The following is a 13,029-nucleotide window of genomic DNA, read 5'->3' as shown; positions in this document are numbered from 1 at the left end:
CATGCACGACACGACCACGCTTCTGATCGAGCTGGGGGCGATCATCCTGGTGCTGGGCCTGGTGGGCCGTTTCGCGGGCCTGATCGGGCTGTCACCGATCCCGCTCTACCTCCTCGCCGGCCTCGCCTTCGGCAAGGGCGGTCTCCTCCCTCTGAGCGCGAGCGGAGACTTCATCGCGGTCGGTGCCGAGATCGGCGTCATCCTTCTCCTGCTCATGCTGGGTCTGGAGTACAGCGCGTCCGAGCTGGTCGGCAGCCTGCGCACGCAGTACCCCTCCGGCGTGGTCGACCTGGTCCTCAACGCCACGCCCGGCGCCGCCGCCGGACTTCTGCTGGGCTGGGGCCCCGTAGCCACGGTCGCCCTGGCGGGCGTCACCTGGATCTCGTCCTCGGGCGTCGTCGCCAAGGTGCTCACGGACCTCGGCCGCCTCGGCAACCGTGAGACACCGGTGATCCTCGGCATCCTGGTCATCGAGGACCTGTCGATGGCCCTGTACCTCCCGCTCCTGACCGCCCTGATCGCCGGCCTCGGTCTGGCGGGCATGAGCATCGCCCTGCTGATCTCGCTCGGCACGGTCGGCATCGTTCTGTACGTGGCGCTGCGCCACGGCCATCTGATCAGCCGCGCGGTCTCCTCCGACAATCCGGAGCTGCTGCTCCTGGTCGTCCTCGGTCTGACCCTCCTGGTCTCGGGCCTGGCCCAGGAGTTCCAGGTCTCCGCGGCCGTCGGCGCCTTCCTGGTGGGCATCGCGCTCTCGGGCGAGGTCGCGGAGGGCGCCCGCAGACTGCTCGCTCCGCTGCGCGACCTGTTCGCGGCGGTGTTCTTCGTCTTCTTCGGCCTCAGCACGCGCCCGGCCGACATCCCCACGGTCCTCGTCCCGGCCCTGCTCCTCGCCCTCGCCACCACCCTCACCAAGATCGCCACCGGCTGGTACGCGGCCCGCCGCGCGGCTGTCGGTCCCCGCGGCCGCTGGCGTGCGGGCGGCACGCTGGTCGCCCGCGGCGAGTTCTCGATCGTGATCGCGGGCCTGGCAGTGGTGACCGAGCCCCGCATCGGCCCGTTGGCGACGGCGTACGTACTGATCCTGGTGATCCTGGGCCCGCTCGCCGCCCGCTGGACGGAACCGGCGATCGCGCGGCTGCGGGGCCGGCGAGCGAGGGCGTCACCGGCGCTGGAGGGCCACGAGGAGATCACGCCGACAGCGAGCCGGAACGGACACGGGGACGGAAGCGGGCTCTAGAACCGGGCGGGCCACAGGCGATGGCATCGCGGCGACCCCGGCCAGGTCCTCCCGTGTCGGAGAGGCGGCCCGCCGCCGAGGGCCGCCGCAGACTCCGACAAGCCGGTCACTCGCACGACCGTGAGCGCGCGTGTCAGCCGTGCACGACGAACGCCGCCGCATGGGCGTCGCCCACTGCCACGTCGGGCCCGATTCGGGGCGAACGCCTACGCGGAGCTTCCGCCGGGGCCCGCGGAGCCGCCGTTCCGGGGCGGGTACCCGGGCCGGGCCGGTACGCGCGGCACCTCGGGAAACGGGACCTGAGCGGTGGCTGCGGGAGTGGGAAGCGGCGGGAGAGCCGTCTCGTGCAGCCAGGCCGAGAACAGGTCGTCCAGCGGCTGGGCGGCGTAGCGGGCGACATGGGCGGTGAAGGCGGCGGTGGTGACGACACCGTTCCGGTGCACGGTGGCCCAGTCGCGCAGCATGCGGAAGAAGGCGACATCACCCAGGGCACAGCGGATCGCGTGCACCGCGAGACCGCCGCGCTCGTACAGGCGGTCGTCGAACATCAGCTTCCTGCCCGGGTCGGACAGCCTGAGATCCAGCGGCATCGAGGCCAGCTGCCGGTGTGCGCCGGCGGCCAGCTCCTGAGCCGTGCGGCCGCCCGCATGCTCGGACCAGAGCCACTCGGCGTACTTCGCGAGCCCCTCGTTCAGCCAGATGTGACGCCAGTCGGCGATGCTCACACTGTTGCCGAACCACTGGTGCGCCAGTTCGTGGGCGATGAGGCGCTCCGAACCGCGCGCGCCGTCCACATGGTTGGCACCGAACAGCGAGAGTCCCTGGGCTTCCACAGGGACGTCCAGTTCCTCGTCGGCGACCACCACCGTGTACTCACCGAACGGATACGGGCCGAACAGCTCCTCGAAAAGCTGCATCATCGCGGGCTGCCGGGCGAAGTCGCGCGAGAACTGCGACAGCAGGTGCGCCGGAAGGTGGGCGGCCTGCGGCACACCCTCGAGTCCCGGGGCACCGAGCAGCACCGTCTGATACCTCCCGATGGACAGGCCGACCAGGTAGCTGGAGGTCGGCGCGGACTGCTCGTACACCCAGGTCGTCGTGCTCGCCTTCGCGGTCCGGGTGAGCAGCCTCCCGCCGGCCACCACGGTGTACGCGGACGGCGTGGTGATCGAGATCTGGTACGAGGCCTTGTCGGAGGGCCGGTCGTTGCACGGGTACCAGGACGGCGCGCCGACCGGCTGGCTGGCCACCAGCGCGCCGTCGGTCAGCTCCTCCCAGCCGAGGCCGCCCCAGGGGCTGCGCACCGGCTTGGGGTTGCCCGCCCAGTGCACCTCCACGGTGAAGGCGGCCCCCGCGGGGACCGGCTTGGCCGGCCGGACACGCAGCTTGCCGCCCCGGTGGGTGTAGTGCGGCGACCGCCCGTTGACCAGGACGCGGCCTATTTTGAACTCGGCCAGGTTGAGCTGGAATTCCGTGAGCGGTGCACGGCCGGCGATGGCGCTGAGCCTGGCCGTCCCGGCCAGCCGGTTGGGTCCGGGACGGTAGTCCAGCGTGAGTTCGTAACGGTGCACGCGGTAGCGGGAGTCGCCGTTGGCCGGAAAGTACGGGTCCGGTGCCGCTGTCTGCTGGCCGCTCACTGTTGTGTCCGCTCCCTGCCCTGTGCTCGAACAACGTGCTCGTGTGCCGCCGCCACCCGCCACACGCGATGCCCCGCCTAGGAGCGCCACGCCTCGATCGGGTTACCCAGCCAGCGGGAGTCGGCAGGCACGGATTCCCCGGCCATCACGAGGGAGGCGGGACCCAGCGTGCTGCGGGCCCCGACCGTGCTTCCGGGCAGGACGATCCCGCCCGGGCCCAAGGTGGCGCCCTCGCGGAGAACCACAGTATCCGTCCTCAAGATCCGGTCGTGGAAGAGGTGCGTCTGCAGCACGCAGCCACGATTCACCGTGACGGCATCGCCGAGCGAAACAAGGTCCATCTCCGGCAGCCAGTAGCTCTCGCACCAGACACCCCGGCCGATCCGGGCCCCGAGGCCGCGCAGCCACAGCGTGAGCAGCGGCGTTCCGGGCACCGACCCGGCCAGCCACGGCACGGCCAGGACCTCGACGAACGTGTCGGCCAGCTCATTGCGCCACACGAAACCGCTCCACAGCGGGTGCTCCCCCGCCCGGTGACGTCCCACGAGCAGCCACTTCGCCACCACCACGACGGCGCACGCAGCCACACCCACGGCGAACAGCGTCACGCCGGACAGCGCTGCCGCTCCCCACAGCCCCGGACCACCGGCCGCGCTCAGCGCACTGAGTGCGGCCACGGTCAGCACGGCCAGCGCAGCCGAGCAGAACACCGGTACGAGCCGGCACAGCTCCACCAGGCCGCGCCCCCACAGCAGCCGCGCGGGCGGTTCGTACGTGCGGCTCTGGTCCGCGTCCTGGGCGGATCGCGGCAGCCGGACCGGCGGCAGCCCCAGGTACGAGCTGCCCTTCTTGGCCTTCTTCGGAGTGGCGGACAGGACCCCGACCAGGCCTCCCTCCGGCACACGCCGGCCCGGCGCGGTCATGCCGGAGTTGCCGAGGAAGGCCCGGCGGCCGATCTCGGAGTGCCCGATCCGCACCCAGCCGCCGCCCAGCTCATACGGCGCGGTCAGGGTGTCGTCGGCGAGGAACGCCCCCTCGCCCACGGTGGTGAGACTCGGCAGCGCCAGGACGGTGGACACCTCCGCGCCCCGCCCGATCTTCATTCCGAGCAGCCGCAACCACACCGGCGTGATCAGCCCGGCATACAGGGGGAACAACGTGTCCCGGGACAGGTCCATCAGTTGTATGACCGTCCACGTCTGCCAGCCGACGCGGCTGTGCGTCGGATGGTTGCCCGTGCTCAGTCCGAGGCTGAGCAGGCGTACCGCGATCAGCAGCAGCAGCGCGTACGCGAGACCGTAGGCCAGCGCCCCGGGAACCACCGCGAGCAGGGCTCCCCGCAGGGCTTCGCCGAGCGCGGCGTCCGGTCCGACGAACCGGCTCGCGACCAGGAGAGCGGGCAGTGCGGCGAGCAGGGGCAGGGCCGTCAAGCTCACACCGGTCGCCCCGTACATGACGCGCCAGCGGACCGAACGCGGCGGGCGCTCCTTGGGCCAGTCGTGCTTGGCCTTGCCGAGTTTGCCGGCGGGTGCTCCGGCCCACCGCTGTCCGGTGGGAATCTGCCCGACCACGGCGGAGCCTGGGGCCACCTCGGCCCGCTTGCCCACGCGCGCCCCCGGGAAGAGCATGCTGCGGGTGCCGACCACCGCGCCGGCACCGACCTTGACGGGGCCGATCTCGAGCCGGTCCCCGTCGAGCCAGTGCCCGGACAGGTCCACCTCCGACTCGACGGCGCAGCCCCGGCCGAGCTTGAGCATGCCGGTCACGGACGGCAGTGAGTGCAGGTCCACCTCGGGGCCGACCTTGGCGCCGAGTGCCCGCGCATAGCGCTCCAGCCAGGAACCGGTGAGTGAGGTGGCGCCGCTGTACTCCGCCAGGCGTTCGGCCGTCCACAACCGCAGGTGCACGTTCCCGCCGCGCGGGTAGCGGCCGGCCTTCACCCCGCGCAGCAGCAGGCGCGCGCCCCCGGCGGCCATCGCGAGGCGCCCCGGCGGGCTGAAGAACACGGCCGCACCCGCGGCGACCAGCCACCATGAGGCGGTCGGCGCCCAGGGGTAGGGACCGAACCGGTGCAGCACATTTCCGAGTGCCGTCAGCGCGATGGTCCAGCGCAGGCCGATCACGGTGAACAGCGGGATCAGAAGGAGCAGTTGCACGATCTTGGCCCGCAGCGGAACCGGCGCGACCGTACGGGCCTGGCCGTCGTCCTGCACGGACTTCTCCAGCCGCCGGGCCAGCTTGCGCAGAGTGGGCTGCTGATAGATGTCGAGTACCGCGGCGCTCGGGTAGCGGGCGCGCAGCCGGGTGGCGAGCTGAGCGGCGGCAAGGCTGCTGCCGCCGATCGCGAAGAAGTCGTCGGCGGCACCGATGACGCTCACGCCGAGGGTCTCGCTCCACTGCTCGGCGAGCCAGGCCTCGGTCCCGTACAGCTGCTCGGCCGGGCCGCCGGTCTCCAGATGGGACTGGGGGCCTCTCCCAGCGGCAGCTGGGAGAGGCCAGGGCAGCGCGTCGCGGTCCACCTTGCCGGAGGTACGGGTCGGCAGATCGTCGACGGGGGCGAGCAGGGGCACCAGGGCGGCGGGCAGCTCGGCACGCAGCTTCTCGACGGACGACGAGTGGCTCCAGCCTTCCTGGGTCACCAGATAGCCGACGAGCAGTTGGTTGCCGCTGCGTGCCGTGCGTACGGCCGCTGCCGCGCCCGCCACGCCGGGCAGCGCCTGCAGGGCGGCGTCCACCTCACCCAGCTCGATCCGGCGGCCGCCGAGCTTGATCTGCTCATCACCGCGGCCGAGGAAGATCAGCCCCTCGGGTTCCGCGCGGACGAGGTCTCCGCTGCGGTAGGCGCGCTCCCAGCCGAGCGTGTGAAGCGGGGCGTACTTCTCGGCATCCTTCTCGGGGTCGAGGTAGCGGGCAAGGCCCACGCCGCCGATCACCAGTTCGCCACTGCCGCCCATCGGCACCGGCTCCCCGGCCTCGTCGACCACGGCCAGCTCCCAGCCGTTCAGCGGCAGGCCGATCCTGACCGGCTCGGCGCCGGTGAGGAGCGACGCACAGGCGACCACGGTGGCTTCGGTGGGGCCGTAGGTGTTCCACACCTCGCGGCCCTCGGTGACCAGTCGCTGGACCAGCTCGGGCGGGCAGGCCTCACCGCCGAAGATCAGCAGCCGGACCTCGTCGAGCGTCTCGGGCTCCCACAGGGCGGCCAGGGTCGGCACCGTGGACACCACGGTGATCTCCTGTTCCACCAGCCAGGGGCCGAGGTCGGCGCCGCTGCGCACCTGGGAGCGCGGGACGGGCACCAGACAGGCACCGTACCGCCAGGCCAGCCACATCTCCTCGCACGAGGCGTCGAAAGCGACGGACAGTCCGGCCATGACCCGGTCGCCCGGGGCGATCGGCTCCTCGGCGAGGAAGAGCGCGGCCTCGGCGTCGACGAAGGCGGCGGCGCTGCGATGGCTCACGGCGACGCCCTTGGGCTTGCCGGTGGAGCCGGAGGTGAAGATGATCCACGCGTCGTGCTCAGGGCCGGGCCGCGCCGCGGGAGCCCCGGCACCGGTGACGCCGGTGCGGGTGATCTTTTGCCCGGCTCCGAGCACGGCCCGCACCCCGGCCTCCGTGAAGACCACCTCGGCCCGCTCGTCCGGGTCCTCGGCGTCCACGGGCACATAGGCGGCACCGGCGGCGAGGACTGCGAGGACGGCCACGTACAGATCGTTGGTGCCCGACGGAACGCGGACGCCGACCCGGTCGCCGAGCCCCACGCCGGCGGCGGCGAGACGGCGTCGCAGGCCCTGGACCTCGACGGCCAGCGCACGGTAGGTGAGCCGGTGCGTCCCGTCGTCCAGGGCGAGCTCGTCGGGGTACTCCCGTACCGAGGCCTCGAAGACGTCGACGAGCGTGCGGGGCGGGGCGGCGGGCTCGGCACGGAAGCGGGCCGCCTTGCTGAACTCCTGGAGCGTTTCTTCCTCGAGCAGGGCGAACTCACCGCTCTCCGGCGTGGCTGCCATCGGGTCCTCGCGTCTCGTTCCCGGAACGTCCGGGCCGCTGGTGGTCCCGCAGGTACGCCTGGGGTTGTTCCGGTCCAGCGCCAAACAACCCGGTCCATTGTAGTGCGGCGCCAAAGATTTCCAGGCTGAAGCCTTGCGCCTGGCCGGGAAGAGACGCTATTGGCGGGCACCGGAGAGCGCCCGCAGCAGGGCTCCTGAGCCCCGACGGACTCGCACCGGACGCCACGGCCCGTCCGGCCCCCTGGGACCGTCTGCACAGCCGCGTCCCGCACCGATGTCCGGGCCACCCTGCGCTGCGCTCCGGCGCGCCCCGCGGCACATCCGTCGCCTGCGTCACCGGCACCCTGCTCGGCGCGGCACAGGTGAACCGGCCCGGGTTCTCGCCACGTTGGCACACGACCTCGTCAACGATGCGCAGGACTCCGCGGTGTCAGCACGTGCGTCACGGGCTGGGATCCCACCGGCGGAACCGTTACCCGCGGCTGGAGACACGCCCGTTCACCCTCCTGGCCTATGCTCCGGCGGTGACCGATGAGAACGCGATACTGGCGGACATCCTCGATCGTGGTGCCGCCGAGACCGAGCCCGAGGCACTGTTGGGCGCGGTCATCGACTCCGGTGTCTTCGTTCCGGTGGACGGCAACGGCTCCGCGGTCTTCATCGGCGCGGACGGCAGTGGTCCGACCATTCCCGGCCATGTGAGTGAGCACTGCGTCAGGCAACGGCTGCCGCAGGTGGCCGGCGCCGTTCTGTGCGATGTACTGCGGCTGCTCGACATGGGGCGGCAGACCAGGATCGACACGCTGACCGTGTTCTCGTCGAGCGGCTGGGCCACGGTTCCTCTCGCCCTGCTGTCCCACGCCCTCGAGCAGCGAGGCATGCGGACACAGGGCGAACAGAGCATCCGGCTCACCTGGTCCACGCATCCGTTGGCCGTGTCCCTCCGCGACGCGCTGCGCGACCGGTTGTCGGAGTTCCCGGGCATTCAGACCGTGTGGATCGCGCACGCACGGTGGATGGACACGGGGACGGAGCAGCTGATGCTCCATATCGCATCCGCCCAAGGAAGCCCGGCGGATCTCCAACACCGTTTGATGAGCACCCTCTTCACCGAGAACATCACGCTCGGCGGCGACGATCCGAGCATCGGCGTACGTGTCCTGGATCCGGTCACCGAGGCAGACACGATCAGGAAGCTCGAAACACTGGGCCTGGACACGGTGCGCGCCGACCATGTGAGCGGTCGGATCGAGGTCGTCTCACGCGAGTACGACGACCCGCAGGCGGCTGCGGCGGCCCGCGATGCGTTCCAAGGCCCGGCCTCGGCGCCCCGCCCGCGCCGCTGGTGGCGCCGTTCCTGACCGGTGACTCACGGGCTGTCGGCGCCTCACCCGAGCCAGCGGCCCTCCTTCATGAGATCGCGCCCGGCGATCTCATTGACCTCGCGCCAGGCCTGGATCCATACGGGCGTGATGCGGAAGTACGGGTAGGGCGGCCGGATGTCGCGCGGGTCGAAGCCGGTCCTGGCCGCGAACTCCGCCGCCTCCCCGGGGCGGAGGGCTGCCGTTTCCACCGTGGTGGAGGTGCCTTCGACAAGGACCACGTCCCGCGTGGCGCCGAAGGCCAGCCGCACCCGCCCGTTCGCGTGCAGGTTGCGGGCGGTGGGGTTGGCCCGCGCGGTGGAGAGCAGGAAGGTCTCGCCGTCCCAGAGGAACGACAGCGGTACGAGACACGGCACGCCTGTCCCGTCCGCCGTGGAGACCCAGACATCGACATCGGACTCGAACCGCGCGAGCGTGTCCTTGCGGCGTTCATCGAAGGTGCGCGGTGCGTCGAGTGTCACTGTCTGCTCCTGTAAGACGGCTGAGGTTGACCCGATCAGGGTGCCCGACGCACACCACGAGGCCAAGGCGAGCATCCCCTGACAAAGGCCCGCGGCACTCCGCAACGGTGAGCCGCGGTCGGCTGATCGGGCGGATCCGGTGGCATCTGCCCCGATGACTCGGCGCCGTGGCGGGAGTCTTGCTTCCGAGCACACACTCGAGAAGGTGGACCGATGACCAACCTGCACGACACCCTGGACCAGCACGTCAGCAGCGGATCGGTGCCGGGAGCGGTGGGCCTGGTGGCCCGCGGCGATCGGATCGAAGTGCAACCCGTGGGCTTTGTCGACGTCGACGGCACCTCCCCGATGGCCAGGGACTCGATCTTCCGCATCGCTTCGGTCACCAAGCCCATGGTGGCCGCGGCCGTCATGATGCTGATCGAGGACGGCCGCATCGCGCCGGACGACCCGGTGGGACAGTGGCTCCCGGAACTGGCGTCACCGAACGTCGTCCGTGCACCGTTCGCCCCGATCGACGACGTGGTCCCGGCGACCCGGCCGATCACCGTGTCCGACCTGCTCAGCTCCAAGGCCGGGTACGGATTCCCCTCCGACTTCTCGCTACCGGCCCTCGCGCCGCTGATCAGCGAGCTGAAGCAGGGACCGCCGCAGCCGCAGCTCGTCCCTGCGCCGGACGAGTGGATGGCGACGCTGTCCCGGATTCCGCTGCTGCACCAGCCGGGGGAAGCCTGGCTGTACAACATCGCCTCCGACATCCAGGGCGTCCTGATCGCCCGGGTCACGGGCCGCCCGCTGCCCGACTTCCTGGCCGAGCGACTGTTCGAGCCCCTCGGCATGGTCGACACCGCGTTCGCCGTACCGGCCGACAAGCTCGACCGCTTCACCAGCTACTACCGCACCGACCCGAAAGGCATCCTCCAACTGGTCGACGCCCCCGACGGCCAGTGGAGCAAGCCCCCCGCCTTCCCGTCCGGTGCCGGCGGGCTGGTCTCCACCGCCGACGACTGCCGCGCCTTCTACGGGATGCTGCTCGCCGAAGGAACGGCAGCCGGCCGCCAACTGCTCTCGCCCGGGTCGGTGCGACTGATGACCACCAATCACCTGACCCCGTCCCAGCGCGAGGAGAGCGGCCTGTTCCTGGAGGGCATGGGCTGGGGCTTCGGCGGCTCGGTCGACGTCGAGCCCACCGAGCCGTGGAACGTCCCGGGCCGCTACGGCTGGGTCGGCGGCACGGGCACGGCGGCGTACATCACCCCGTCCACGGCCACGCTCACCGTCCTGCTCAGCCAGGTGGAGATGGCGGGGCCGTCGTTCCCGGCAGTGATGCGGGACTTCTGGCAGTACGCGGCAGGCGCCTGAGCCCGGGTGCCGGCCCGCCCGGGCTCGCCGGGGACACGTATCCTCCGCACAACTCCCGTGCCGCGAGGTGCGGGAGCACCGAGGCAGGTCTACCCGCACGACGACGGGCGCTTGTCCGACGGGACGATTCGGAGCTTGCCCATGGGCAGCTTGAGGGCTTGCTGGTGGCCGGCGTCCCACAGCACGACCGTGCCGCTCGCGTCCCCTACCTTGAGGTAAGGGCGGGACGGGACGAACTCTCCCCCGTCGACGGGTATTCCCGCAGTCTCGCCGATGGGATGGGCGCATACCCACTCGGGCTCGACACCGTAGTACGGGCGCGGCGTGCGCCCTGCCTGCGCCGCGGCCACCGCCTCCTCGCCGGCCCGACCCGCCGGCAGGACGCCTCCGTCGAACGTACCGATGACCAGAAGGAGGAAGGTCACGAAGACGAGGACGGTCGTGCCCATCCACCGGTCCTTGATGTACCGATGGAAGTGCTTCATGTACCCGAGAAGTGACAGCGCGACCAGCCAGAGACTCATGGATGCCATGAGCTTCAGCGAGACGGCTATCTGATACGCCTTCGGGACCTCGACGTCCTCCAGGTCGAGGCCGAAAGCGTCCAGGTAGAAGGTGTGCAGGCCGAGACCCGCCGCGGGGACGAGGCCGAAGAAGATCGGCAGGAGCGCGGGGAGCAGCCACGGCGCGGTGCGCTGCCACGTCCACTGCCTGACGAGCAGCCGGATCCCGTTGAAGACCACATACCCTGCGATCAGATAGGTGATGACGCGCGAGCCCTGCCCCGACTCGGATGCTGTCCGCGCCGCGTTCAGTCCGACCCCGACACAGAAGGCGGCAATCGCGGTCACCGCGATGGTGGCAGCCGTCGGCGAAAGCTCGGGAAGGCCCTTCCGGAGAACGACGACTCCTGCTGGGACGAGCGCGCAGACGAACAGCCCGAATCCCCACCAGGATCCGAGGCCTTGGGACCACCGGTCACCGATACGGGCTCCTGCCCAGACCAGCGCCACCATGAGGGCCAGCAGCCAGATGAGCTGCCGGCCCGCGTTCCGACGCGTCCCGAGGTCGGTCGGCACTCGGTGGGGTGTTCCCGCGTGGCGTCGTACGGCCGTTCGGCGGGGCAGCGGTCTCGTCCCGGGCAGCGGCCTGGTTGCGAGGTGCTGCGCCGCCGAGGTCGAGGTCGCCGTGACCAGACGGCCCGTGTCGTGGCTTCCCAGGTTCTTGGCGCGCCACCCGTGCCATCGTTCCGCCCAGCGCCTCGCGCGGGGGAGCTGAACGGTGTGCGGATGCACCTCCGGACGGTCGTACACGAACCAGTCGGGCCGATCCACCGGGTCGCGGACCACGAGGTCCACGACTTCGACGTTGAGGTCCAGTTGAAGGTCGTCCGAGATGACCTCTATGCGCTCGCGCGCTCCGCGGACCGCATTGATGGCGCTGCCCGGAAAACGGGCCTCGATCGTGTACCAGATCCGGCGCGCGGTGACTTCGGACGCTCCGCCTCCACGCTTCTCGAGGACCGGCCAGCCGCGCTCCGCCAGCGCCTCCTCGAACATCTCGTACTCGATCCGGCTCCCCCGCAGTTCGACCAGCGCGACCGCCCGCTGGTCGAACCGTGCCCTCCTGGCCACGAGCAGTCCCCTCTTCCTGTCCGGAGCGCCCGGCAACAGATGTCCCGCAGTTCGAACTGCGGACACTCGCGTGAACGCTATGCCGTGCACGGTGGACCTGTTGATCATCCGCGGTCAACAGCCTTTCGAGGACACAGGCCCCCTGAAGCGGCTCGCCAAACCTGAATGACCCGGGGCAATCTCACGTAATTCAGCTGCTCCGCGATACGCTGCACCCGGGTTCCGCACCAAGGGCGGCACCAAGCCTGGCAAAGCGCCGGTCCTGAGATCCGCGAGGTCGCCGCATGATGCCGATCCGATCGAGCAGCCGTGGCTGACGCAGCCTCACGGGCGGAACAACGGGTCGCGCGCGTGCGGGACGAGGCGGCCGGACGCTACGCGCTGGCGCAGGAGTTCTACCGGCTCGCCATGGGACCCCGCCACCAGTACGGCCATGCAGAGCTGAGTTTCATGCGCTGGTCACTCGCCCGTGGCGTGCTCGCACCGGAAACCTCCGACCCGCCGGGCAGTCCTTGGTGGCGCGCCGTCAACGAACGGCTGCTGCGGGACAAGACCGAGGCCCATCTGCTGTCCGTCGGGGCCACAGGCACCGCCGGCGCCCGCAGCGTCGAATTCTGGCTCGACTTCATCCGCACACCCGAACCCGGCCGCTGGTACCGCGCGCACAACGCCAGCATCGTCGCAGGCTACCTCCAGCACGAGAGTCTGGCCGCCGCCGAGTCGCAGGTGGAGCGATTCATGATGAACGTCGCACTGCTCCGCATCCTGTTCACTCACGCGATGCTCGTGCGGCCACGACTCGCGCTCGGCCGACTGGCCGCCCTCGGTCCTGTGATGGCCGACCCGCGCCACCGGACCGTCAAGATGTACCTCGACCTCGGCCGGTCCTTCCCGACCGAATACCCGGTATCCACGCCCATCGAGGAAACCATCCTCGACGAACACGGCCTCGCCCGCATGCTCGACTACGGCGTGATCGCCCCACGGCTGCCCGCGCTCTACGAGTTCTCGGCCGCGTCGCTGGACCAGCCGCGGCTGACGGACCTCCTGGACGACGGTGTCCCGGCCTACGCATGGCCGCACGCGGACCGGCCGATCTGGTACATCGGCAACACGGGCCCACACCTGGCCGCCATCGCCCGCGCAACCGGCGTGCGCCTGCTCTGGGAGCGGTCACCACTGACACGCGCCCACCGCAGACCGCACCGGTGACGGCACCGCACCGCGGTCCACGGCCCGCTCTTCGAACATCGGACATGACTCGGTCACCCCGACTGCCGTCATCCGGCTGTGATCTGCCGGCCGG

Annotated in this window: 8 protein-coding genes; 4 read left to right on the top strand and 4 right to left on the bottom strand. The window is 70.9% G+C overall.

Going from position 1 to position 13,029, the window contains the following annotated elements; translation table 11 throughout:
- The first annotated feature begins 1 nt into the window (after window position 1).
- Window positions 2–1,240: a cation:proton antiporter gene (locus ABZ208_RS24140; protein WP_356911539.1), complete on the top strand. Its 1,239-nt coding sequence runs from the start codon at window positions 2–4 to the stop codon at window positions 1,238–1,240.
- Between the two features lie 206 nt (window positions 1,241–1,446).
- Here the strand turns inward: ABZ208_RS24140 and ABZ208_RS24135 are convergent, their stop codons facing one another.
- Both ABZ208_RS24135 and ABZ208_RS24130 read right to left on the bottom strand, forming a co-directional pair.
- A complete protein-coding gene (locus tag ABZ208_RS24135) occupies window positions 1,447–2,877 on the bottom strand; it encodes a M1 family metallopeptidase (RefSeq protein WP_356911538.1) in 1,431 nt (476 codons plus the stop codon).
- Window positions 2,878–2,954: 77 nt separating this feature from the next.
- The gene (locus tag ABZ208_RS24130) at window positions 2,955–6,884 is read right to left on the bottom strand and encodes a Pls/PosA family non-ribosomal peptide synthetase (protein ID WP_356911537.1); all 3,930 of its coding nucleotides are present in this window, start codon (window positions 6,882–6,884) and stop codon (window positions 2,955–2,957) included.
- 524 nt (window positions 6,885–7,408) lie between these two features.
- Between ABZ208_RS24130 and ABZ208_RS24125 the strand changes: the two genes are divergently transcribed.
- Window positions 7,409–8,245, top strand: coding sequence for a hypothetical protein (locus ABZ208_RS24125; RefSeq protein WP_356911536.1), 837 nt, complete (start codon window positions 7,409–7,411; stop codon window positions 8,243–8,245).
- Window positions 8,246–8,271: 26 nt separating this feature from the next.
- On the opposite strand, the gene ABZ208_RS24120 is transcribed toward ABZ208_RS24125, so the two are convergent.
- Window positions 8,272–8,727 (bottom strand): pyridoxamine 5'-phosphate oxidase family protein, encoded by a 456-nt coding sequence (locus ABZ208_RS24120; protein WP_356911535.1) that lies wholly within the window; start codon window positions 8,725–8,727, stop codon window positions 8,272–8,274.
- 213 nt (window positions 8,728–8,940) lie between these two features.
- On the opposite strand from ABZ208_RS24120, the gene ABZ208_RS24115 reads away from it, so the two are divergent.
- Entirely contained in the window at window positions 8,941–10,089 is a 1,149-nt protein-coding gene (locus ABZ208_RS24115; protein WP_356911534.1) for a serine hydrolase domain-containing protein, read from the top strand.
- An 89-nt stretch (window positions 10,090–10,178) separates the two neighbouring features.
- Here the strand turns inward: ABZ208_RS24115 and ABZ208_RS24110 are convergent, their stop codons facing one another.
- Window positions 10,179–11,723 carry a hypothetical protein gene (locus ABZ208_RS24110; protein WP_356911533.1) on the bottom strand — a complete coding sequence of 515 codons (1,545 nt, stop codon included), beginning with the start codon at window positions 11,721–11,723 and terminating at the stop codon, window positions 10,179–10,181.
- 309 nt (window positions 11,724–12,032) lie between these two features.
- On the opposite strand from ABZ208_RS24110, the gene ABZ208_RS24105 reads away from it, so the two are divergent.
- Entirely contained in the window at window positions 12,033–12,935 is a 903-nt protein-coding gene (locus ABZ208_RS24105) for a hypothetical protein (protein ID WP_356911532.1), read from the top strand.
- Window positions 12,936–13,029: the final 94 nt, after the last annotated feature.

The organism is Streptomyces sp. NPDC006208, assembly GCF_040613775.1.
Lineage (GTDB): Bacteria > Actinomycetota > Actinomycetes > Streptomycetales > Streptomycetaceae > Streptomyces.
The sequence above is the reverse complement of the archived record's forward strand: the minus strand, read 5'-3'. Positions and strand labels throughout refer to the sequence as shown.